The sequence below is a fragment of the Caballeronia sp. HLA56 genome (assembly GCF_054655155.1).
The window spans coordinates 618,277-640,940 of sequence record NZ_BAAHOB010000002.1; the positions used below are offsets into that span (position 1 = coordinate 618,277).

Here is a 22,664-nt window from a genome sequence, read left to right on the forward strand (position 1 = left end):
GCTAAGACGTGAACTGCGAGCGCAGCGACTTGCGGATGATCTTGCCAGTCGCCGTCATCGGCAATTCGGAGACGAAGCGCACCTCGCGCGGATATTCATGTGCCGCAAGCCGCGTGCGGACGTGCTGCTGCAGTTCGAGCACGAGGGCATCGCCCGGTTCGAAGCCGTCGTTGAGCACGACGACCGCGCAGACGATCTCCGTGCGCCGTTCATCCGCCACGCCGATGACCGCCGCGAAGCGCACGGCGGGATGCCTCAAAAGACAGTCCTCGATCGGTCCCGGCCCGATGCGATAACCCGCGCTCGTGATGACATCGTCGTCGCGACCGATGAAGCGAAAGAAGCCCTCCGCGTCGAGCATGCCGAGGTCGCCCGTCAACAGATAGTCGCCGCGAAACTTCTGCGCGGTCGCGGCCTCGTCGCGCCAGTAGCCGAGAAACATCACGGGATCGGGCGCGGCAATGGCGATATTGCCGGGCGTGCCCAAAGGCTGCGGCCTACCCGAATCGTCGACGACAGCCACGCGGTGCCCCGGCACCGCGCGCCCGATCACGCCGTTGCGCGGTTCGAACCATCTGGCGCACGAGGAGAGCACCACGTTGCATTCGGTCTGCCCGTAGAACTCGTTGATGGTGACGCCAAGCGTTGCGCGGCCCCACGACAGCAACTCCTCGCCGAGCGATTCACCGCCGCTCGCCACCGAACGCAACGCGAGCGCCGGCGCTTTCGCTTGCGGCGTCGCGCGCATCATCTTGAGCGCGGTCGGCGGCAGGAACGTGTGGCTCACGCCATGCCGTTCGAGCAGATCGAACGCGGCGTGGCCATCGAACTTGTCGAAGCGCCGCGCGAGTACCGGCACGCCGTGATGCCACGAAGGCAAGAGCACATCGAAGAGGCCGCCGATCCACGCCCAGTCCGCGGGTGTCCACATGAGCGTCGCGTCGAGCGGGAAGCACTGCTGCGACATCTCCACGCCCGGCAGATGCCCAAGCAGCACGCGATGTCCGTGCAATGCGCCTTTCGGTTTGCCCGTGGTGCCAGACGTATAGATGATGACGGCGGGATCGTCCGCGGAAGTATCGACGAGGGCGTCTTCTTCCGATGCCGCTTCGAGCGCGGGCCAGAACGTAGCGTCGCTGCCATCGGTCGCGAAGACGTGGCGCAACTCCGGCAGCGATGCGCGAATCGACGCGATCTTCGCCGCGCCTTCGGCGTCCGTCACGACGGCGGCGGCCCCGGAATGCGCGAGCCGGAACTCGATTGCATCGATACCGAAGAGCGCGAAGAGCGGCACGGCAATGCATCCCATGCGATAGGCCGCGAGATGCGCGATCGCCGCTTCGACCGATTGCCGCACGAAGATGGCCACGCGCTCGCCGCGCTGCACGCCGCGTTCGGCAAGCGCGTTGGCGAAGCGGTTGGAGAGGCGTTGCAGGTCGTCGAAGGTATAGCGTTGCTGCGAGAGATCGTTCGATTCGACGATCAGCGCGAGCCGGTTCGAGCCGTCCGCCCATTTGTCGCACACGTCTTGCGCGATGTTATAGCGCGCGGGGATGCGCCAGGTGAAGGCGGCATCGACTGCTTCGTAGGTGTCTCCTGACGGCAGCATGGTTTCTTGTGGTGGGTGAGGGTTCCTCGATCATACGCGTTGCAGCGTCTGCTCCTTCACTTCGTGGTCGCGCTCGGGCGTAATCTGCTCCCAGGTGCTATGCACATGCCGCCTCAGAAATTCCCCCAGCCGCGCGCCATCGCGCGCGTTGAGCAATTGCACGATGATCTCGTGTTCATCTATAGCGGTATGCCACGTCTCCGACGTCACGCTACCCTGAAAGCGATAGCGATAAAGCTGCCGGTTGAGCCGCTCGTGCACTTGCGTGAGCGTGGCGTTCTTGGCCGCCACGATGATGTTCGCGTGGATCGCCTGATTGAGCCGGAAGTAATTCATGCGGTCGCGCCGCTCGTAAGCCGCGTGCATCTCGTGATGGAGCGCGCGAATCTCGGCGATCTCCGCATCCGTCGCTAAACGACACGCCTGTTCGCCGCCAAACGCCTCGATTGCGCCCAACACGTCGAGCTTCTCGCGGATTTCCGCCGCGCTCAGGTCCGCCACGACCGCGCCGCGCTTAGGCAGCACGACGACGAGGCCGTCGCCCGCCAGTTCCTTGAGCGCCTCGCGCAATGGCGTGCGCGAGACCGTCAGCCGTTCGGCGAGCGTGCGCTCGCGCAGGCGCTCGCCGGGCTTGAGTTCGTCGGTCGCGATCATCGTGCGCAAGCGTTGCGCAATCTGCATGGAGAGCAGCGAATCCGGCTCGTCGGCGCTGTCGAAGCCTTCCTGCTCGTCGTCTGAATCCTTCATTTTTGCTTGTTCCCTCGTCGCGGCGACATCCTCGGCCGCTCTGGTATGCCACTTTACCAGCGAACGCGTCACCTGAGATTTGCGGCCGACAATCGGCCCGTCTAGGTGCGATCCCGCACTTGACGGTACACGACGATAGAACTAAATTTCGGTATACCAGAATTAGACAGAGCGCAGAACGTCGTCCGACGCCTGCGAAATTTATAAGAACGCGACTTGGAGACCTGCATGCCAATCAACCGAAAACACCGTTGAATAAGGGTTTCTTGCCGATGCCCGTGTAGTTCGTCCGTGTTTTCGGCAAATAACTCCATCGTTCGGGCGTCGCATTCGTCCGGTATACCGCAAAGAAAACCTCGTCGACACTGGCGGGGCGCCACGCTTTTCGAGCCGCACTACTTCATGTCGCCTTCGCTCTATACGTTGATCGCGCCCGTTATCGCGATCCTTCTGCTGGTACTGCTGATCACGAAGGTCAAGCTTCACCCGTTTCTCGCGCTCATTCTCACGGCCGGCTTTCTCGGCTGCGCGGCCGGACTCGCGCCTACCGCCGTCATCAAGAGCTTTGAAAAAGGCTTTGGCGGCATTCTCAGTTCCGTGGGGCTCGTGGTCGGACTAGGCACCATGCTCGGCGGCTTGCTGCTCGAATCGGGCGGCGCGGATCGCATCGCCAATGCGTTCATCGGACTCGGTTCTAAGCGCTGGATTCCGGCGGCCATTTGCGCGGCGTCGCTGCTCATCGGCTTGCCGCATCTGTTCGATGTGAGCTTCGTGATGCTCGTCCCGCTCGTCTACGCCATCGCGCATCGCACGAAAAGTCCGCTGATGGCCGTCGGCATTCCGATGGCCGCCGGCCTCTACGTCTCGCACGGTCTCTTGCCGCCGCATCCGTCGCCGACGCTCGCGCTTGCCGCGTTACATGCGGACGCGGGCCGCACGATCTTTTTCGGCCTGATCGTCGCCGTTCCGATGGCCATTCTCTCCGGCCCGCTCTTCACGGCCTTCGTCATGCGCTTTCTGCCGGTTACGCCAGGCGAGGGTCTTTATTCGCCCGCTGCCGCCGACGAGAAGAAAGCCGGCCGCGCCACGCCGCCGCTCGCGCTCGTGCTCATCACGGTCCTGTTGCCACCGGTCCTGATGATGATCCGCACGTTCGGCCGCAACTACGCGCCGACCGGCACGCCGATGCGCGAACTGCTCGAAACCGTGGGCGACCCTATCGTCTCGTTGCTGATTGCCGTGCTGTTCGCAATCTGGTCGCTCGGCGTCAAGAGCGGCCTCACGTTGCCGCAGATTCAAAAGCTCCTCGGCAAGAGCGTGGCGCCCGCTGCCGCCGTGATCCTGATCCTCGGCGCGGGTGGCGGCCTGAAAGAGATGCTGCTCGCCACGCATATCGGCGACGCCATCGCGCATTGGGCCACGCATTGGTCGATCTCGCCGCTCGTGCTCGGCTGGGCGGTCGCGGCGCTGATCCGTATCGCGATCGGCTCGGCGACGGTCGCAACCGTGACGGCGGCGGGCATCGTCGCGCCGATCGCGGCGGCCACGCCCGGCGTCAATCTCGAACTGCTGGTGCTCGCCGTGAGCTCGGGCGGACTGATGCTCTCGCATCTGAACGACTCGGGCTTCTGGCTTTTCAAGGAATATTTCCGCCTCTCGGTCGCCGATACGCTCAAGACCTGGACGCTGCTCGTCTCGTTTCAATCGCTCGTCGCGCTCGGCGTGATTCTCCTCATCAACTCGGTGATCGGCTAAACGTGCCGTTCACGTTCCCCACAAGATCAGGCCTTAAAGGACAGACATCGCCATGAACTACGAACATCTCTTCAAGTCGCTCGGCAGCCGCACGATCCGCATGGCGCTCGTCGGTCCGAAAGGCGGCTTCGGCCGCTCGCTGCTCGTGCAATGCCGCGCGTTGCCGGGCCTCGAGATCGCCGCGCTGTGCGATATCGATATCGAAGGCACGCTCGCCGCCCTGGCTTCGCTCGGCTTCGCGAACGATACGGCGCGCGTCTGCAACAACGCCGACGACGTGCGCGCCGCTCGCGCCGATGGCCGTATCGCGCTGGTGGGCGACCATCTGCTGTTGAAGAACGTGGAGCTCGATATCGTCGTGGAAGCGACGGGGCATCCTGAAGTGAGCGTGCAGATCGCCGAGAACGCATTGAAGCGCGGCGTGCACGTGGCGATGGCGACCAAGGAAACCGATTCGGTCGTGGGCCCGTATCTGAACCGGCTCGCGCTCGAAAACGGCGTGACGTACACGACGCCCGACGGCGATCAGCCGAGCAATCTAATCGGCCTCGTGACGTGGGCGCGCGTGCTCGGTTTCGAAGTGATCGTGGCTGGCAAGTCGAGCGAGTACGACTTCATCTACGATCCGGACGCGCATACCATCGACTATCTCGATCAACGCCACGAAGTCTCGCTCGATGCGTGCTGGACGCCAGGCGACGATATCGCCGCGACGCTCGCCGCCCGTAGCAAGGCGCTCTCGATGCTGCCGCAAAGCGCGACGCCCGATTACTGCGAGATGAACGTCGTCGCCAATTCGACCGGCTTCGTGCCGGCTGCCGATGCGCTCAACTATCCGCTCGCGCGCTTGAATGAACTCGCCGATATCTTCGTGCCGAAGGAAGACGGCGGCATTCTAGAGCGCACCGGCGTGGTCGATGTCTTCAACTGCCTGCGTCGTCCGGACGATCTGAGCTTCGGTGGCGGCGTGTTCGTCATCGTGCGCTGCAAGGACGAGGAAACCTGGGAGTTGCTCAAGCAAAAGGGCCATGTGGTCGGCAAGAACGGCCGCTATGCATGCATCTACTTGCCGTATCACCTGATGGGTCTCGAAACGCCGATGAGTATTTTTTCGGCGGTGCTGCTCAATCAGCCGACTGGCAGCGCGGAGCAGTTGCCGCACGCGCAAATGGTGGCGCGTGCCGAACGCGACTTCAAGGCGGGCGAGACGCTTGCCATGGGCGGTCATCATCACACCATTCAGGGCGCGACGCCATTGCTCATCGAACGCGCGAAGGCGGGAGTCGCGGCGCCGTTCTATCTCGCGGCCAACAAGCGTCTTCTCGCCGATGTAAAGCAGGGCGACCTCGTTCCGCTCGATGCGCTCGACTTGCAAGGCTCGGCGCTTTACGAAGCGTGGAAGCGCAATCCGTCGCTATAAACGGCCTGCGATACGACGAGGGCTTTCGACCCATACAGGAGGAGACATGCAAACCAATTTATCCGCGAGCGCCTCGGGCAGTTCGCTGCGCGCGCTTCTTTGCACCACCCGCTGGCGCATGGTGCTGCTGCTCTTCGTGCTCTATACGATCAACTGCATCGACCGCATGTCGCTGTCCATTGCAATGCCGACCATCGTGCGCGAGTTTCATCTCGCCGCGACGATGCAGGGGTTGATCCTCTCTGCGTTCTTCTGGACGTACAGCACGTTCCAGATTCCCGCTGGCTGGGCCGCCGACCGCTTCGGCGCACGCCGCATGATCGGCATCTCGGCGGTGCTGTGGGGCGGCTTCCAGTGTCTTGCCGCGTTCGCCATGAACGGCGTGACGCTGTTGCTTACGCGTATCGGTCTCGGCGTGTTCGAAGCGCCCTACATGCCCGCCGCGACCAAGCTCACGGCGGCGTGGCTGCCGCCCGCGGAACGGGCGCGCGGCGTGACACTCATCGATAGCGGCGCGCCGCTCGGCTCGGCGCTCGGTGGCCTGCTCATCAGCGCGCTGATCGGCTTCTCGGGATCGTGGCGTTCGGCGTTCCTGATCGTGGGAGCGGTGACGATCGTCTTCGGTCTCGTCGTCTATCGCATGCTGCGCGAGACGCCCGAGCGGCACGCGGGTATCGACCAGGCGGAAGTCGCGTATATCCGCGAGCAGAAGCTCGTTGCTGGCGAAGCCCCTAGCGCGAAGATGGCGCCGCTGTCACGCGGCATCATTTCGGCGATGGTGGTGGGCCGTGTCGGTTGGGCGATGGTGTTCTTCGGCCTCGTGACCTGGGGACCGAACTATTTGTCGGTCGGACGCGGGCTCGATATCCGCAGCATGGGCTTCGCGACCTTCATCATTTTTCTCGCGGGCGCGGTCGGCGAGATTCTGTCGGGCGTGACAGCCGACTGGTTGCAACGGCATTTCGCACGCAAGACGGCGTTCAAGATCCTCTTCGGCGTGTCGGGCGGCATGTCGCTTCTTTGTCTGCTGGCTTTGCCGTTTGTGGCGGATATCCGGCTCGCGGTCGCCGTGTTGTCGCTCGGCGTGTTCTTTCACTTGTGGGGCGGCCTGTACTGGCTCATTCCCGCGATGCTCGCACCGCGCGAGCAAGTCGGCCTCGTCGGCGGCGTGATGAACTTCGCGGGCACGGGCGGCGCGATCATCGTGCCTATCGTCGTGGGCGTGATCGTCGATATGACAGGCGGCTTCACGGCGGTCATCCTGTTCTTCGCGGCGGCGGCGTTCGCTTATCTCGTCGGCTCGCTCTTTATCGATTTCGGCCGCAACGATCCGGGAGCGCGCGCATGAACGAGTTGTACGAAGGGCCGATCATCGACGCGCATCAGCACTTCTGGGACCTCGAAGCGAATCGCTATCCGTGGCTCATGCCGGGCGTGCTGGTCGAACATCGTTACGGCGACTACACGCCGATCAAAGAGACGTACCTGCCATCGGACTATCTGCGTGATGCGGCGGGGCATCGCGTGATCGGCAGCGTGTATGTCGAAGCCGAGTGGAACCCGGATGATCCGCTTGGCGAAACGCGCTATGTCCGCGAGCTTGCCGAAGAGACGGGTCGCCCCAACGCGATCGTGGCGCAAGCGTGGCTCGACCGCGCCGACGTGGACGACGTGTTGTCCGCGCAAGCCCGCGTGGCTCGCGTTCGCAGCGTGCGTCACAAGCCGGGCGCACCGGACAAGGATGGCCGCACGCTCATGTCCGACGAACGCTGGCAGCGCGGCTATGCCTTGCTCGAACGATACGGCCTGCACTTCGACTTGCAGGCGTCGTGGCGGCAATTGTCCGAAGCGGCACAGCTCGCCCGCGATTTTCCACACACCACGCTCATCGTCAATCATGCGGGCGTGCCCGGCGATAGATCGAACGCGACGCTTACGGGTTGGCGCGCGGCGCTGGAAGAACTCGCGCGTTTGCCGAACGTGGCCGTGAAGGTGTCGGGGCTGTGCGAGGCGGGCAAGCCGTGGAGCGTGGCCGCAAACCAGCCAGTGCTCGATACGCTTCATCAAGTCTTCGGCGCCGGGCGTCTCATGTTCGGCAGCAACTTCCCCGTGGATGGCATGTTCATCTCGCTCGACGGTCTGCTACGCGGCTTTGCCGAACTGGTGCGCGCCTGGCCGCGCGCGGATCAAGAGGCTTTCTTTCACGATACGGCCGTGCGCATCTATCGCCCGGAAGGGCTCGACGACAACGCACGCGGCACTCACGCAAGGACATCGCGATGACCACCAACACGCTCGGCTTCGACTTGCCGATACTGGATGCGCATCATCACTTCTGGGACCTGTCGGACGGCGACTTTCCCTGGCTCACGAACGAGTACGACGACGCCTTCTTCCTCGGCGACTATCGCCGAATGTGTCAGGACTTTTTGCCGCCGCAGTATCGCCAGGCGACGGCCGGCTTCAACGTGATCGGCACCGTGCATGTGGAAGCGGAGCGTTCGCGCAAGCAACAAGTGCGCGAAACCGACTGGCTCACCGCGCTCAACGCGAAAACGGGATTACCCAGCGCGATCGTCGGCCATGTGTTCTTCGTGCAGCCCGATTGCGATGCGATTCTCGCAGGTCATGCAAACAGCCCGCTCGCGCGCGGCGTGCGCTCGAAGCCTGAAATCTCCAGCGGTCCGCATGAATCCGTTGCGGGCCAACCGGGCACGATGCAAGACGAAGCATGGCTTGCGGGTCTTGCTTTACTCGATAAGTACGGCTTCTCGTGGGACTTGCGCGTGCCGTATTGGCACTTGGAAGAAGCGGCGGAAGTGGCGCGTGCATTCCCGAAGACGCCTATCGTCACGAACCATCTCGGCTTGCCGCTCGATCGATCGGACAAAGGCGTCGCGATCTGGCGCCGTGGCATGGAGAAGCTCGCGGCGTGTCCGAACGTCTATCTGAAGGTATCGGAACTCGGCTTGCCGAATGGCACGTGGGACAGCGCGAGCAATCGCCGCGTGATTCGCGAAGCCGTCGATCTATTCGGCTACGAGCGTTCGATGTTCGCGAGCAATCTGCCGGTGGGTAACTTGTCGGCGAGCTTCACGGAGATCGTCGCCGATGTGCTCGGCGCCTTGCCACAAGCCACCGAAACCGATTTACGCGCGTTGTTCGAAGGGACCGCGCGACGTTTCTATCGCGTCGAATAAAAACATGACCGCACGAAATCAAGGAGACTGACATGACGCCCGCCATCGACGAAAACAGGCTTTTCAGAAAGATATCCCTGCGCATTCTGCCCGTGCTGATGCTCGGATTTTTCTTTTCCTATTTGAACCGCGTGAACGTGGGGTTCGCCAAGCTGCAGATGTCGAGCGACCTCCATTTCAGCGATGCCGTGTATGGCTTCGGCGCGGGCATCTTTTTTCTCGGTTACTTTCTGCTCGAAGTGCCTAGCAACGTAATCTTGCATCGCGTGGGTGCGCGACGCTGGATTGCGCGAATCATGGTGACGTGGGGCCTGCTTTCGTGCGCGACCATTTTCATCCGCACGCCGACGCAGTTTTATGTCATGCGCTTTCTGCTGGGTCTCGCCGAAGCGGGCTTCATTCCGGGCGCGATTTATTACATGAGCCAGTGGTATCCGGCGGCGCGACGCGGACGCGCATGGGGCGTGTTTTATATCGCGCTGGCATCGTCGGGCGTAATCGGCGGACTCGTGTCTGGCTCGATTCTCGGCTTTCTGTCGGGCGTCGGCGGCATGCGCGGCTGGCAGTGGCTGATCTTGTGCGAAGGCATTCCGACGATACTCCTCGGCATCTATATCTACTTCCGCATGAGCGAGGATATTCGCCGCGTCACGTGGCTGACCGATGGCGAGAAGACGCATCTGAGCGCGGTGCTTGCGGCGGAGAATCGCGACAAGATCGCGCATGGTTTCATGAGCCTGCTGGGTCATGGGCGCATCTGGGCGCTGGTGCTGATCTATTTCGTCTACAACATGGGGCTGTACGCGATCAGCTTCTGGATGCCGACGCTCGTGCAGAAGATGGGCGTGGCCGATCCATTCACCATCGGGCTTCTCACGGCGTTGCCGGGCGTGTGCGCGATCATCAGCATGCTGGCGTTCGGATTCTCGGCGGATCGTCGCAAGGAACGCAAGTGGCATCTGATTGCCGCGTTCTCGATGGCCGCGCTTGGCTTTGCGTTGTGCGTCGTGTGGCAGAACCAGCCGGTATTGGGCGTGATCGCGCTGTGCATCGCCAACATGGGCGTGCTGTCGATTCCCGCGTTGTTCTGGAGCTTGCCGACGGCGTTTCTCACCGGCGTGACGGCGGCAGCGGGCATTGCGATGATCAACTCCATCGGCAATCTCGCGGGCTTCGTGTCGCCCTATATGATCGGCTATCTCAAGGACGTGACGGGACGCACGGATGTGGCGTTGATCGTCGTGGCGGCGGGTTTGTTGGTCGGCGCGGTGGCGGTGGGGTGTGTCTTGCGTGGGCGTAGTGGAGTTGGGGCGGCGGGGGTGGGGGTGAGGAGTTGAGGCAGCCGGAAGGCACAGACCGGATGTCCGTGCCTTCCCCGATAGGCCCTGCCAGCGAGGCACGCTACGATGCCTGTTTCCCCAGGCATCGTGACAGCATGAAGGACGAACGCCTCACCGAGATGAGGATCTTCAGGGCCGTCGCCGAGACGGGCGGTTTCACAGCTGCGGCGCTCTCGCTCGATTTGCAGCAGCCTTACGTCAGCCGCACTGTATCCGCGCTGGAGAAGCGGCTCGGCGTATCGCTTTTGAGGCGCTCCACGCGTCGCCTTCAGATGACGCAGGAGGGCACGCAGTATCTCGCGCTCTGCAAGCGCATTCTCGAAGAACTCGAAAGCGGCGAAGCACAACTCTCGCGCGCGGGCCAGCACATGTCCGGCGATATTCGCGTGACCGTGGCTACGTCGTTCGGCATGGATCAGATCGTGCCGCTCATTCCGGCATTTCTCGAACGTTATCCGGGCCTGCGCGTGCGGCTTTCTCTTTCGGATACGCTCGCCGATATCATCGGAGAAGGGTTCGATGTCGCCATCCGCATGGGCAATTTGCAGGACTCGAATCTCGTGAGCCGCAAGCTATGTCATCTGCAGCGAGTGGTCACGGCGTCGCCTGCGTATATCGCCAGACATGGGGTACCCTCAACACCCGCGGAACTCACCCGACACAACTGCCTGATGTGGGAACCGCCGATGGACCATCTCAACCATTGGCCTTTCATGGTCGGCGGCGAGCGCACGTCCATGCTCATCAACGGCAACTTTCAGACGAGCAGCGGCGTGAGTTCCGTTTATATGTGTCTTGCAGGCGTGGGCATTACGCGGATGGCTGAACACATGGTGTTGCCTTCCATTCGCAGCAACATGCTCGTGCCTTTGCTCACCGACTTTCAATCGAGCGACGAAACCGCGATCTATGTGCTGTATCCGCGCGATTCGACTTTGCATCCGCGCGTGCGTGCGTTTATTGATTACGTGGCGGATAAGCTCCGGCGGCCGCCGTGGGCCGCCTGAAGCAACGCGTCATTTGTCCAACGTTCGAGGCAAGCGCATTGTCATGCAGGCGCCGAGCACGAGGAATGCGGAGATCACATACATGCCGACTTCCGCGTGTCCAAGCCACACGTTGAGCAAGCCTACGAGATACGGCGACATGAAGCCCGCGATATTGCCCACTGAATTGATGAACGCCAACGCTGCCGCCACCGATGCTCCCACGAAGAGACTTGTCGGCAAGGCCCAGAACAGCGCGATGCACGAATAGACGCCCGCTGCGGCGACCGACAGGCAAGCTACCGTCACGAGCGGCCCCGCCGACAACCACATGCTTACGGCAAGTCCAACCGCGCCGATAACCATGAACGCCGCGAAGTGGATGCGCCTGCCGCCGGTGCGATCGGCGCTGCGGTTCGACAAATATAGCGCTATCGCCGCAAAGATGTTCGGCACGGCCGTATAGAGTCCGATGGCGAACGGGTCGGCGACACCGCTGCGCTTGACGAGCGAGGGCATCCAGAAACCGAGCGCATAAAGACCCATGATGAGGCAGAAGTAGATCGCGCAGAACGCCCACAATTTCTTGTTGCCGAGAAAGCCGCGCACGCTCGTATAGTCGATCTTGCTGGCGTTTTCCGCGCGAATGTCGGCGAGCACGAGATTGCGTTCGTCGTCCGAAAGCCAGCGCGCCTTGGCGGGATCGTCGTCAAGAAAGCGCAACACGACGAAGGCGAGCACGATGGCGGGCAGCGCTTCGATCAGAAAAAGCCATTGCCACGGGGCTAGCTGGTCGTTACCTGAAAACGCGTGCAGGATATAGCCGGAAATCGGCCCGCCGACGACGAACGCGAGCGGCGCGCCCATCACGTAGATGGACATTGCGCGACCGCGGTAGCGCGCGGGAAACCACAGCGTGAGCAGATACATGATCGCCGGTGCGAAGCCTGCTTCGGCGGCACCAAGCATGAAGCGCGCAATGTAGAACATGGTCGGCGTCTTGACGAGGACCATCGCCGCAGAAATGACACCCCACGTGAGCATGATGCGCGCAATCCAGCGGCGCGCGCCGACCTTGCGCATCACGAGATTGCTCGGAACCTCGAAGAAGAAGTAGCCGGCGAAGAAGATGCCCGAGCCGAGGCCATAGATGGCGTCGTCGAAGCCGAGTGCATCGAGCATCTGCAACTTCGCGAAGCCAACGTTCACACGGTCCAGATATGCCACGAGATAGCAGATCAAGAGCAACGGCAAGAGCCGCCAGTAAGCCCTGCCATAGATGCGGCCAGCATCCGTTTCCTTGACGGCCTGATCTCCGTATAGCGCTTCCATGCTTGTCTCCTGTATTTTTTAGCGCTTTATCACGGCATGCTCGTATGGCACGCATGCCGCTGGGTCATTGCTCAGTCGAGATATTCCGGCTCCTCTTCGGCGATCTCATACAGCATGGTCTGGAAATGCAGCCAGCTGATGAACGAGTTGCCCAGATGACGATGCGAATACTCGGCATGCTCCGGGTCGATCTGCAACGGGCGCGATTCGGTCGCGTCCATGAGCAGCTGCATCTTGCAACAGTGATCGAGGGCGATGAACGTCCATACTGCATCATCGATGCTATGGCGGCTCGCCGTCAGAAGCCCATGGTTCTGATGGATTACGGCCTTGTGTTCGTTGAAGGCGCGTGCAATCGGATTACCCGATGCATCCGCGACCGGCACCTTGCCCGCGCCGTCGCGCACGACCATATGCGAGCCATAAAACATGCAGGCGTCCTGCGTCACATAGTCGAGCGGCTTGCCCATTGCGGCCCACGCATCGCCATGAACGGTATGCGCGTGACACGACCCGATGATGTCGGGATTGTCAGCGTGGATCGCGGAATGCAGCACGTAGCCTGCGCGGTTCACCGCGTACTTTCCTTCGACCACTGTGCCCGAATGATCGACGAGCACGAGTTGCGAGGTCTTCACGCGTGACCATGGCACGCACATCGGATTGGTCCAGAAGAGTTCGGGATGTTCCGGGTCGCGCACGGTCAGATGGCCGCCGAAGCCGAAGCTGAATCCGTGCCGCGCGAAGATCCGGCATGCGGCGGCGAGATGCTCTTTGCGATAGCGCCGTTCTTCCGCCGAGGAGGAAAACGTGGGCTCTTCGGGGAAAATCAGCCCGTCCTGCGTCGGGCTGTAGATCGATTCCTTTGCTTCCATCAACATCGGTGTCCCCTTGTTCGAAATGTGAGACCCCAGTATAGGAAAGCCTTCCGCAAGAATTCAGTACCGCGCCGGAATAGCATTTATGCAACGCCATGCCGATATTGCGCCCGCACAATTTTGGCGTCGTACGATCAATTGCCAGTCGCCGCTCTCCCGGCAGGCCGTCGCTTTCAATCGTTCATGGAGCTTTCAGCAATGAAAAGGTCAATGTTGATGGTCGCACTGCCCGCCGCTATATGCGCAGCTTCGGTGCATGCGCAAAGCAGTGTCACGCTATATGGCCTGATCGACACGGGTATCGTCTATACCAACAATCAGACCGGCCACAGCAACTGGCAGATGCTCAGCAGCGTCACGCAGAACACGGTCTTCGGCCTGAAAGGCAGTGAGGATCTCGGCGGCGGCCTTAAGGCCATCTTCAAGCTGGAGCAAGGCTTCAATCTGAATAACGGCACCAATGCATTCGCGGGCGATGGCTTCGGCTCGCAAGCATGGGTCGGCCTGCAACACGACGACTACGGCACGCTCACGGCCGGGCGTCAATACGACGTGCTCAACGATCTGCTCGGTCCGCTCACCGCCGAATTCAATACGTGGGGCGGCAGCATCTCGGCGCATCCGTTCGAAAACGATAATCTGGCGGCAAACTCGGTCGTCATCAACAACACCGTCAAATACGTCAGCCCCACTTATCGCGGCGTGACGGTCGAGAGCATGTATTCCTTCGGCAATAGCGCCGGAAACTTCGCGGATAACCGCGCGTATGGCTTTTCGGCATCGTACGCGCAAGGGCCGTTCACGGTCGCGGGCGGCTATCTGCAATTGAATAACGCGGGCGGCGGCATTGCGGGGACGAATTTGAATGGCGCGGTGTCGCAAGGGGATGGCAGCGCGAACTTCGTCGCGCAACGGCAGCGCATCTGGGGCGCGGGCGCCAACGCCACCTTCGGGCCGGCGACGGTCGGTCTCGTCTGGTCGCACACGCAACTCGACAACATGAACAGCGTGCTTTCCATCGGGCTCGGCAACTATATTCCGCTCGATGGCACCCTGCGTCTCGACAATTACGAAGCGAACGTGCATTACGCGCTCACGCCCGTGTTGAGCGTATCGGCGGCTTACACGTTCACGGACGGCGCTTATGGCAACGCTGCATCCATCGCTTATCCGTCGTGGCATACGGTCATGTTGCAGACCGACTATTCGCTCTCGAAACGCACGGATGTCTATCTCGAAGGCGTCTATCAGCACGTAAAGGGCGCGCCGCCCGATTCCGTGCTCGGGCAGGCGATGCTCAATACGTTGTCGCCGTCATCGACAGGTACGCAAGTCGGCGTCACTGTCGGCTTGCGGCACGCGTTCTAGCATGATTCAAGGGCGCGCGGCCACTTCGTCGAGATGGAACAGCAGGTCGGCGGGGTCTTCGTAGACGCGCAGCGCGCCCGAGCGTTCCAGTTCGTCGCTGCCATAACCGCCCGACAGCAGGCCGACGCCGAGCGATCGGCAGCGACGCGCCGCGAGCATGTCCCAGATGCTGTCGCCAACCACCACCGTATGCTCGATCGGCACGTTCAGACGCGCGGCCGCCGCAAGGAACAAGTCGGGATCGGGCTTGGCGTATTTCACCTGATCGCGCGTGACGACCACTTGCTTGCCTGGGTCCACGCCCAATGCTTCGAGATTGAACGCCGCCGTTTCCATGCGGCCGCTCGTGGCGATCGCCCAGCGCGTGCCCGCCTGGGTCAGCGCGTCGAGCAATTCGCGCGCGCCCGGCAATGGGCAGACCTGTGCGCGCAGACTTTGATAAGCGTCGGCATGAAGGCGCCGCAGACGTTCCACGCGATCCGCGTTGATCTCCCCATGCGTTTCGCGCAGCAATTGATCGGTGAAGAGGCCGCCGCTCATACCGATTTTGCGATGAATGCGCCACACCGACAGTTCGATGCCCTCGCTATCCAGCGCTTCTTTCCACGCGAGCACGTGCTGATAGACGCTGTCGACCAGCGTTCCGTCGAGATCGAAGAGAAAGGATGTTTCGATTCGCATGGTCTGCTCCCTTGATGAATGGCGTGTTCCGGTTCCTTTCATGATACGCACGATCCTCGTCCGCTTTCGGAAATGCGCGACGCATGCGCTTCAAATGCGATAATCGATGTTTGCACCGCGCGGCCAAAAGTGCGCGGTTTTCTCGCATCGAATAGCCGCAACATGCACTCTTTACGCATTCATTACGCCCGACGGAGCTGACCTTGAGCCGCATCGACAATCCCTCCCGCGATCAGGAGGCCGGCGTGGCCGACTCCACGCAAGACACGACCCGTATCGACGATACGCGCATCGGCGCGGTGCGCCCGCTGATCTCGCCAGCGCTTTTGCTCGACGAACTGCCGGTCACGCCCGGCGTGCAGGCGCTCGTGGAAACGAGCCGCGCGCGCATCGCGGACGTTCTGCATGGCCGCGATGACCGCCTCGTAGTCGTGGTCGGACCGTGTTCCATTCACGATCACGACCAGGCGATCGAATACGCGCACCATCTAAAGACCGTCGCGGATCGTCTCGGCGACGATTTGCTGATCGTCATGCGTGTGTACTTCGAAAAGCCGCGCACGACGGTCGGCTGGAAGGGCTATATCAACGACCCGCGTTTGGACGGCAGTTTCCGTATCAACGAAGGTCTGCGCCGCGCGCGTGAGCTTCTGCTGGAAATCAGCGAGCTTGGTCTGCCAACGGGCACCGAGTTTCTCGACCTGCTGAGTCCGCAGTACATCGCGGACCTGATCGCGTGGGGCGCAATCGGCGCACGCACGACGGAGAGTCAGAGCCATCGGCAACTGGCGTCGGGGCTGAGTTGCCCGATCGGCTTCAAGAACGGCACGGACGGCGGCGTGCAAGTCGCGGCGGACGCGATCGTCGCGGCGCGCGCGAGCCATGCCTTCATGGGCATGACGAAGATGGGCCTTGCCGCCATCTTCGAAACGCGCGGCAACGACGACTGCCACGTGATCCTGCGCGGCGGCAAAAAAGCACCGAATTACGATGCGGCCAGCGTCGCGGCGAGTTGCGCGGCGTTGGCGGCGCTCGGACAGCGCGAGCAGGTGATGATCGATTGCTCGCATGCCAACTCGAACAAGTCGCATCTGCGGCAGGTGGATGTGGCCGAAGACATCGCGCGGCAACTGATCGCGGGCGAAAGCCGCATCACCGGCGTGATGATCGAAAGCCATCTGGACGAAGGGCGGCAGGACCTCAAGCCGGGCGTGCCGCTCAAGCACGGCGTCTCGATCACGGATGCGTGTCTCGGCTGGAGCCAGACCGAGCCGGTGCTCGACCTGCTTGCCGATGCGGTGAGACAGCGCCGTCGCGGCTAGGCGTGCGTACCTAGCCGTCTCCGCGTTCGGAGACGGCTAGCGGATCACCGAATCACCGCTGCGTTCAACGCTTCGATCAGCGCCAGCGGGTCGTAGGGCTTGCGCAACTGCGTCGCGCGCGGCAAGGCCTTGCGTTCGTCGGCGCTCAAGACGAGGTCGTATCCGGTGACGAACACCACGCCGATTCCGGGCGCCTCACGGCTAGCCGCAAGGGCCAGCTCGATGCCCGATTCGCCCGCCAGATCCACATCGGTCAGCAAGAGTTCGAAGCGCTCTTCGCGCAGCAGGGCGAGCGCCTCGGCGACGCTGCCGGCTTCCACGAGATCGAGCCCGAACGTGCGCAGCAACTCGGCGCTGCTTACGCGCACGAGTTCGTTGTCTTCGACGAACAGCACGCGCAGGTGCGAAAGGGCGTCGGCGGGCGCGGCATCGGAAACCGTGTTGCCGGTGACCGTCGCGGGCGGTGCGCTGGAACTCGCGCCCTTGCCGCTAGCCGCGAGCACCTGACGCACCTTGCGGGCGAGCGCCTCATGCATATAAGGCTTGCTCAGCAGATCGATTCCTTCATCGAGCCGTCCCGCATGCACGATGGCGTTGTCCGTGTAGCCCGACGTGAACAGCACCGCGATACCCGGCACGCGTTCGCGCGCCTTTCGCGCCAGTTCGGGGCTGCGTAGCGGACCGGGCATCACGACCATCGGTGAAGAGCAGGTCCACGGGCACGCCGCTCTCGACGATAGCCAGCGCGCTTTGCGCATCCTTTGCACGAAGCACGCGATAACCGAGGTCGCCAAGCATGGCGACGACGGTTGCGCGCACTTCTTCGTCGTCCTCGACCACGAGAATGGTTTCGTCGCCGCCGTGCGCGGGGCCGGCGTCGATCGTGGTTTCGAGGTCTTCTTCCTGGCGTGCGCGCGGCAGATAAATGCGTATCGTCGTGCCGTGTCCTTCCTCGCTGTACACCTTCACGTGGCCGCCGGACTGCTTCACGAAGCCGTACACCATCGAGAGTCCGAGACCCGTGCCCTGGCCCTCGCGCTTGGTGGTGAAGAACGGTTCGAACGCGCGTTCCTGCACTTCGGGCGACATGCCCGAGCCGGTATCGGTAACAGCGACCATGACGTATTGGCCGGGCAACAGGTCGGCGTGGCGCTTGGCGTAGTTTTCATCGAGCGATGCATTGCCCGCTTCGATGGTCAGCTTGCCGTGCGCGTTCATCGCGTCGCGCGCGTTGATCGCCAGATTGAGCAGCGCGTTCTCGACCTGGAACGGATCGACGAGCGTGTTCCACAAGCCGCCCGATACGATCGTCTCGATCTCGATGCCGTCGCCCAGCGCGCGGCGGAACATGTCGTCGAGACCGCGCACGAAGCGGCCCAGATTGACGACCTTCGGCGCGAGCGGCTGGCGTCTGCCGAACGCAAGCAGCTGCGAGGCGAGGTTCGCGCCGCGCGCCACGCCCGCGAGCGCGCTCTTCACGCGCTGCTCGGGGCGTTCCTGGCCCGCGACGTCCTTTGCCAGCAATTGCAGATTCCCGCCGATCACCTGCAGCAGATTGTTGAAGTCGTGCGCGACGCCGCCCGTCAACTTGCCGATGGCTTCCATCTTCTGCGCCATGCGCAGCGCTTCCTCGGCGTGCCGCAGCGCGTCGGCGGTTTCGCGGTCCGCGGTGACGTCGCGCCCCACGCCGTGTATGCGGCGCGTGGCCGGGTCGATCGACAAGGTCCACGCGATCCAGCGCCAGCCGCCTTCCACGAAGCCGTGCCGGCACTCGTAACGCACGGACGCGCCGCTTTGGCGCAGACTTTCCATCGCGCTCGCGACCGCTTCGACGTCGTCGGGATGGACGAGGTCGAGCATGGTTCGCGCATGCACGCGCTGCAGATCGACGCCGAGCACGGTCGACCACGACGGGCTCACGCGCAACAGCGCGCCTTCGAAGCTCGTCACGACGAACAGGTCTTCGGTCAGTTCCCACAGCCGGTCGCGGTCCGCGATGGCGTCGGCGACGCGGCGTTCGAGCGTATCGTTGAGATCGTGCAGCGCGGCCTGCGCCTTGGTGCGCTCGGCGATCTCGTCCTGCGCCGCCTGAAAGAGCCGCGCGTTGTCGATGGCGATAGCCGCCTGCGCGGCGATACCCACGACGATCCGCTCCGCGCGCAGGTTGAACATCGCCCGTTCGGGATGACCGAAAAACAGCCCGCCCAGCACTTCGCCCGTGCGCGAGATGACGGGCGCGGCGAGATAGCTGCATACGCTGAGATGACCTTCCGGCATGCCGTAATGCGGCGCGCTCTGGCCGTAGCGCGGGTCTTTCGTGATGTCGTCGGAACGCACCACGCCTTCGCCCGCGAAAGTCGGGCCGAAGAGCGCGGTGTTGCGCGGCATGGGAAAGCGCGAAAACGCGCCTTTCGGCACGCCGGAGATGGAATAGAGCGTGTAGCTCTCGCCCTTGTCGTCGAGCAGGTTGTAGAAGAACGAGCCGAAGGCCGCGCCGGTGAGCTCGGTGGCGGCATCCACGACGACCTGCACGGCGCGCGACAGATCGAGCTCGCCCGCGACCGTGGTGCCGACGTCGTTCAGAATCTCCAGCATGCGCGACTCTTCGCGCAGGTTCTCCTCGGACGCGCGCCGCAGCCGCGCGATGCGCAGATTGCTCGCGACTCGCGCAAGCAATTCTCGCGCGGCGAAGGGCTTGGTCAGATAGTCGTGCGCGCCGGCTTCGAGACCGCCCAGGCGCGCTTCCTCGCCCGCGCGCGCGGACAGCAGCACGACCGGTGTCTCGCGCAGCGCTTCGTCGGCGCGCACGGCGTTCAAGAGGCCGAAGCCGTCGAGGCGCGGCATCATCACGTCCGACACGATCACTTCGGGATGCCCGGTGCGAGCCGCTTCGAGCGCGCTCTCGCCGTCGGCCGCGACGCTCACTTCGTGGCCCGCCGCGACCAGCATGCGACGCATGTATTCGCGCAGGTCGGCATTGTCGTCGACCACCAGCACGCGGCCGCGGATTTCATCGGCGGATGCGCTGGCGTTCGCGCCCGCGCCGAGCGGTGTTTCGTCGTCGAGGGCGAGCGCCGGTTCGCTTGCGTCGGGAATCCAGCGCAAGGCGGCATCGACATAACTGCGCGCGCCGCTGCTGGCTTGCGCGCGCGGCGTATCGGCATGTAGCGCGTCGACTCGTTCATGCGCGGCGGGCAGCGTCACGGTAAAGCACGTGCCCTCGCCGGGACTGCTTTGCACGCTGATGGCGCCGTCATGCAGCTTGACGAGTTCCTGAACCATTGCAAGGCCGATACCGCTGCCTTCCACCGAGCGCCCGGTCGCGCCCGCCACGCGATGAAAGCGCTCGAAAACGCGCGCCAGTTCCGCCTCCGCGATGCCGATGCCGGTATCGCGCACGCTCATCTCCACGCGCTGCGCGGCGTTCGTGCGCAGCGTCACTTCGATCGTGCCGCGAAACGTGAACTTGAACGCGTTCGACAGCAGGTTCATCACGACTTTTTCCCACATGTCGCGATCGATGTCGGCGAGCACCGGCGTCGAGGGAATGTCGATGTAAAAGCGCAGCCCCGCCGATTCGATGGCCGAGCGAAACAACGAAGCCAGCTCCGCCGTGAACGCGCCGATGTCGGTGGTCTGCCGATGAATCTCGATACGCCCGGCCTCGATGCGCGAAAAGTCGAGCAGCGCGTTGACGAGCTTGAGCAGGCGCAAGCCATTGCGATGCGTGATTTCGAGCAGACGCACTTCGTCGCCCGCGCGCTCCGGCTTCGTCAGCAGGTCTTCGAGCGGGCCGAGCATCAGCGTGAGCGGGGTTCTGAACTCGTGGCTGATATTCGAGAAGAAGGTGGTCTTGGCGCGGTCGATTTCGGCGAGCGCCTCGGCGCGGCGGCGTTCTTCTTCATAGGCATGCGCGGCGCCGATGGCCGCGCCAATCTGGCCGCCCACGAGATTCAGGAACGCGCGATAGCCTTCGTCGAAGAGACGGTATGGATTGAGCGCGGCGATCAGCACGCCCGCGCGCCCGGTCTCGCCCGACGGCGCGATAGGCAGCAGCACCGCGTGCGTCGGCGCGGCGTTCCACGAGCCGGTGGGCAGCGGTCCGTCGATGAAACCCTTCAGATTGGTCACGAGCCGCGCTTGGTTGTCGCGCAGCACTTCGTGAACGGGCCACGCGCCCGCATGCGCCGCGTGCAGCACTTCCAGCGCGGCCGCACTGCCCGGCGCGATGCCGCATGCGCCGGTGAGCGTGGCGCTTTCGTCGCCGGGCTCGGCTGTATAGAGCAACGCGAAAGGCATGTCGCGCGCGGCGTTCGCGAGCACGTTCATCGAACGTTCGCAGGCCTCGCGCCACGAACGCGCGTTCGCGGCCGACGCAGCCAGTTCGCGCAGCACGAGCAACTGGCGTTCGCCAAGCACGCGTTGGGTATCGTCGCTATTGGCGCAGATGATGCCGCCCGCGCCGCCGCGATCGTCCGGAATCGGGCTATAGGAGAAGGTGTAGTACGTTTCCTCCGGGAAGCCGTTGCGTTCCATGATGAGCAGCTTTTGCTCGACGAAGGTGCCTTCGATGCCGGCAAGCGCGGTGTCGAGCAGCGGGCCGATCTCGTTCCAGATTTCGCGCCACACCACCGACGTCGGCTGACCGAGCGCTTGCGGATGCTTGCCGCCGATGATCGACTTGTAAGGATCGTTGTAGAAGAACAGGAGGTCGGGACCCCAGCCGACCCAGATCGGCTGCCGCGAGGTGAGCATGATGCGCACGGCCGTCTTGAGACTCTGCGGCCATTGTTCGGGCGAGCCGAGCGAGGTTTGCGTCCAGTCGAAAGCGCGGATGAGCGCGCCCATTTCGCCGCCGCCGAGCAGAAAGCTCGGCTCGGGCGCGTTGGTGCGCGTGTCCGGTATCAGCTTGTCAGCTTCCATTGACGCAGGTTCTCCTCGCTGCATGTCTTTTTTGCATGTCGTTTCGCGTGTGGATCGGCTTAACCCGGCTTGGCCCAGCGAACGGCTCTTCAACTATTGAGCGGACCAATCCTGCCTGTGGAGGCGCTTGCGCGAGCATCTCGATTTTCGCACGGAACGCCGTTTTCGCTTCGCAAATACGCATGAAACGCAAGGTGAACCGGCGCGTGGCACCTGCCTGCGCTTCAATGCGCGGCGATCGGGTCGAGTCCGGTGGCGCGCACGGTGTCTTGTGCCTGCGGCGAAGCGAGGTAGCGAAGCAAGGCGCGCGCCTCCTCCGGGTGCTTCGAGCCAACCGGAATGCCCGCTGCGAAACGCGTGACGGACTGCACGGACTCCGGAATCCTGCCGACGAAATCCGCGCCTTGTACCGGTAACAGTTCGCTCACTTGCTGGAAGCCGAGTTCGTACTGACCGCCCGCGACGACCGAGGCCACGGGAATCTTCGGGATCATCTTCGCCTTGGGTTTCACCTGATCTTCGATGCCGAGTTTCTTGAACATCTCGTTCTGGATATAGACGCCGCTCGCGCTGTCCGAATAAGCGATCGATTTTGCGTGCAGCAGCGTTTCCTTCAACGCATCGACATTGCCGATGTCGGGTTTCGGCGCACCCGCTTTCACCGATACGCCGATGCGCGAATCGGCGAGTTCGACACGCGAGTCCGGCATGACCTTGCCTTCCTTGATGAGATTGTCGAGCGCATAGCCCACCATGATGACGACATCGGCGGGTTCGCCGCGCGCGAGTCGATTGGGGATGGCTTCGGGCGCCTTGCCCATCGACGGGCCGAGTTGGGTATCGAGCGTATTGCTGGTTGCGGCCGTGAACTTCGGGCCGAGGATGTTATAGGCGGCGGTGAAGCCTCCTGAACTCATGACATGAAGCTCCTCGGCTTGCGAGGAAACAGGCGCGGCAATGGCGCCGAAAGCGATAAACACGAATGCGGCGAGTCTTGAGGAGAGTGGTTTCATAGGCGGCTTGTTTGGTGGTTCAATGGCTGGGCCAGGTTGGATTTGGTCATAACTTTTTGCACTATACTGAAATCGATGCGTTATCGTTCG

At 62.9% G+C, this 22,664-nt stretch carries 15 protein-coding genes and 1 pseudogene; 9 read left to right on the forward strand and 7 right to left on the reverse strand.

Features of this window, described 5'->3' with window-relative positions; all coding sequences use genetic code 11:
- Nucleotide 1: 1 nt before the first annotated feature.
- Nucleotides 2-1,609 (reverse strand): acyl-CoA synthetase, encoded by a 1,608-nt coding sequence (locus tag ACYQ47_RS09215; RefSeq protein WP_459905182.1) that lies wholly within the window; start codon nt 1,607-1,609, stop codon nt 2-4.
- A 30-nt stretch (nt 1,610-1,639) separates the two neighbouring features.
- Nucleotides 1,640-2,356 (reverse strand): GntR family transcriptional regulator, encoded by a 717-nt coding sequence (locus tag ACYQ47_RS09220; RefSeq protein WP_250511002.1) that lies wholly within the window; start codon nt 2,354-2,356, stop codon nt 1,640-1,642.
- 402 nt (nt 2,357-2,758) lie between these two features.
- Between ACYQ47_RS09220 and ACYQ47_RS09225 the strand changes: the two genes are divergently transcribed.
- The 7 genes from ACYQ47_RS09225 (at nt 2,759) to ACYQ47_RS09255 (ending at nt 11,078) form a co-directional block, all read left to right on the forward strand.
- Nucleotides 2,759-4,111: a GntT/GntP/DsdX family permease gene (locus ACYQ47_RS09225; protein ID WP_250494526.1), complete on the forward strand. Its 1,353-nt coding sequence runs from the start codon at nt 2,759-2,761 to the stop codon at nt 4,109-4,111.
- A 52-nt stretch (nt 4,112-4,163) separates the two neighbouring features.
- The gene (locus ACYQ47_RS09230; RefSeq protein ID WP_250469280.1) at nt 4,164-5,531 is read left to right on the forward strand and encodes an NAD(P)H-dependent oxidoreductase; all 1,368 of its coding nucleotides are present in this window, start codon (nt 4,164-4,166) and stop codon (nt 5,529-5,531) included.
- Nucleotides 5,532-5,577: 46 nt separating this feature from the next.
- Complete coding sequence (locus ACYQ47_RS09235) at nt 5,578-6,879, forward strand: MFS transporter (protein WP_250469282.1); 1,302 nt, start codon at nt 5,578-5,580, stop codon at nt 6,877-6,879.
- A complete protein-coding gene (locus ACYQ47_RS09240; protein ID WP_310391872.1) occupies nt 6,876-7,814 on the forward strand; it encodes an amidohydrolase family protein in 939 nt (312 codons plus the stop codon). The genes ACYQ47_RS09235 and ACYQ47_RS09240 overlap by 4 nt, the downstream gene beginning before the upstream one ends.
- Entirely contained in the window at nt 7,811-8,731 is a 921-nt protein-coding gene (locus tag ACYQ47_RS09245; RefSeq protein WP_459905183.1) for an amidohydrolase family protein, read from the forward strand. The genes ACYQ47_RS09240 and ACYQ47_RS09245 overlap by 4 nt, the downstream gene beginning before the upstream one ends.
- Before the next feature lie 32 nt (nt 8,732-8,763).
- Nucleotides 8,764-10,068, forward strand: coding sequence for an MFS transporter (locus ACYQ47_RS09250; RefSeq protein ID WP_250469286.1), 1,305 nt, complete (start codon nt 8,764-8,766; stop codon nt 10,066-10,068).
- A 98-nt stretch (nt 10,069-10,166) separates the two neighbouring features.
- Nucleotides 10,167-11,078, forward strand: a complete 912-nt coding sequence (locus ACYQ47_RS09255) for a LysR family transcriptional regulator (RefSeq protein WP_459905184.1) — start codon at nt 10,167-10,169, stop codon at nt 11,076-11,078.
- Between the two features lie 9 nt (nt 11,079-11,087).
- Here the strand turns inward: ACYQ47_RS09255 and ACYQ47_RS09260 are convergent, their stop codons facing one another.
- On the reverse strand, nt 11,088-12,389 hold the full coding sequence (locus ACYQ47_RS09260) for an MFS transporter (RefSeq protein WP_250469289.1): 1,302 nt from the start codon (nt 12,387-12,389) through the stop codon (nt 11,088-11,090).
- Between the two features lie 71 nt (nt 12,390-12,460).
- Complete coding sequence (locus tag ACYQ47_RS09265; RefSeq protein ID WP_250469291.1) at nt 12,461-13,270, reverse strand: class II aldolase/adducin family protein; 810 nt, start codon at nt 13,268-13,270, stop codon at nt 12,461-12,463.
- 195 nt (nt 13,271-13,465) lie between these two features.
- Here ACYQ47_RS09265 and ACYQ47_RS09270 point away from each other — a divergent pair, with 195 nt between their 5' ends.
- Nucleotides 13,466-14,635 carry a porin gene (locus ACYQ47_RS09270; RefSeq protein ID WP_459905185.1) on the forward strand — a complete coding sequence of 390 codons (1,170 nt, stop codon included), beginning with the start codon at nt 13,466-13,468 and terminating at the stop codon, nt 14,633-14,635.
- Nucleotides 14,636-14,641: 6 nt separating this feature from the next.
- On the opposite strand, the gene ACYQ47_RS09275 is transcribed toward ACYQ47_RS09270, so the two are convergent.
- The gene (locus ACYQ47_RS09275; protein WP_250511007.1) at nt 14,642-15,316 is read right to left on the reverse strand and encodes an HAD family hydrolase; all 675 of its coding nucleotides are present in this window, start codon (nt 15,314-15,316) and stop codon (nt 14,642-14,644) included.
- A gap of 203 nt (nt 15,317-15,519) precedes the next feature.
- Here ACYQ47_RS09275 and ACYQ47_RS09280 point away from each other — a divergent pair, with 203 nt between their 5' ends.
- Nucleotides 15,520-16,638: a 3-deoxy-7-phosphoheptulonate synthase gene (locus tag ACYQ47_RS09280; RefSeq protein ID WP_305038186.1), complete on the forward strand. Its 1,119-nt coding sequence runs from the start codon at nt 15,520-15,522 to the stop codon at nt 16,636-16,638.
- 44 nt (nt 16,639-16,682) lie between these two features.
- Here the strand turns inward: ACYQ47_RS09280 and ACYQ47_RS09285 are convergent.
- Together ACYQ47_RS09285 and ACYQ47_RS09290 are read right to left on the reverse strand one after the other, a co-directional pair.
- A pseudogene (locus tag ACYQ47_RS09285) lies at nt 16,683-21,561 on the reverse strand (response regulator).
- A 224-nt stretch (nt 21,562-21,785) separates the two neighbouring features.
- The gene (locus ACYQ47_RS09290; protein ID WP_459905187.1) at nt 21,786-22,574 is read right to left on the reverse strand and encodes a substrate-binding domain-containing protein; all 789 of its coding nucleotides are present in this window, start codon (nt 22,572-22,574) and stop codon (nt 21,786-21,788) included.
- Nucleotides 22,575-22,664 lie beyond the last annotated feature (90 nt).

Excerpts from the sequence above, each read along its gene's own strand:
- ACYQ47_RS09270 (WP_459905185.1), top strand. The coding sequence starts at position 13,466 with ATGAAAAGGTCAATGTTGATGGTCGCACTGCCCGCCGCTATATGCGCA.
- ACYQ47_RS09245 (WP_459905183.1), top strand. The coding sequence starts at position 7,811 with ATGACCACCAACACGCTCGGCTTCGACTTGCCGATACTGGATGCGCAT.
- ACYQ47_RS09235 (WP_250469282.1), top strand. The coding sequence starts at position 5,578 with ATGCAAACCAATTTATCCGCGAGCGCCTCGGGCAGTTCGCTGCGCGCG.
- ACYQ47_RS09265 (WP_250469291.1), bottom strand. The coding sequence starts at position 13,270 with ATGTTGATGGAAGCAAAGGAATCGATCTACAGCCCGACGCAGGACGGG.
- ACYQ47_RS09255 (WP_459905184.1), top strand. The coding sequence starts at position 10,167 with ATGAAGGACGAACGCCTCACCGAGATGAGGATCTTCAGGGCCGTCGCC.
- ACYQ47_RS09230 (WP_250469280.1), top strand. The coding sequence starts at position 4,164 with ATGAACTACGAACATCTCTTCAAGTCGCTCGGCAGCCGCACGATCCGC.
- ACYQ47_RS09260 (WP_250469289.1), bottom strand. The coding sequence starts at position 12,389 with ATGGAAGCGCTATACGGAGATCAGGCCGTCAAGGAAACGGATGCTGGC.
- ACYQ47_RS09275 (WP_250511007.1), bottom strand. The coding sequence starts at position 15,316 with ATGCGAATCGAAACATCCTTTCTCTTCGATCTCGACGGAACGCTGGTC.
- ACYQ47_RS09250 (WP_250469286.1), top strand. The coding sequence starts at position 8,764 with ATGACGCCCGCCATCGACGAAAACAGGCTTTTCAGAAAGATATCCCTG.
- ACYQ47_RS09220 (WP_250511002.1), bottom strand. The coding sequence starts at position 2,356 with ATGAAGGATTCAGACGACGAGCAGGAAGGCTTCGACAGCGCCGACGAG.
- ACYQ47_RS09290 (WP_459905187.1), bottom strand. The coding sequence starts at position 22,574 with ATGAAACCACTCTCCTCAAGACTCGCCGCATTCGTGTTTATCGCTTTC.
- ACYQ47_RS09240 (WP_310391872.1), top strand. The coding sequence starts at position 6,876 with ATGAACGAGTTGTACGAAGGGCCGATCATCGACGCGCATCAGCACTTC.
- ACYQ47_RS09225 (WP_250494526.1), top strand. The coding sequence starts at position 2,759 with ATGTCGCCTTCGCTCTATACGTTGATCGCGCCCGTTATCGCGATCCTT.
- ACYQ47_RS09215 (WP_459905182.1), bottom strand. The coding sequence starts at position 1,609 with ATGCTGCCGTCAGGAGACACCTACGAAGCAGTCGATGCCGCCTTCACC.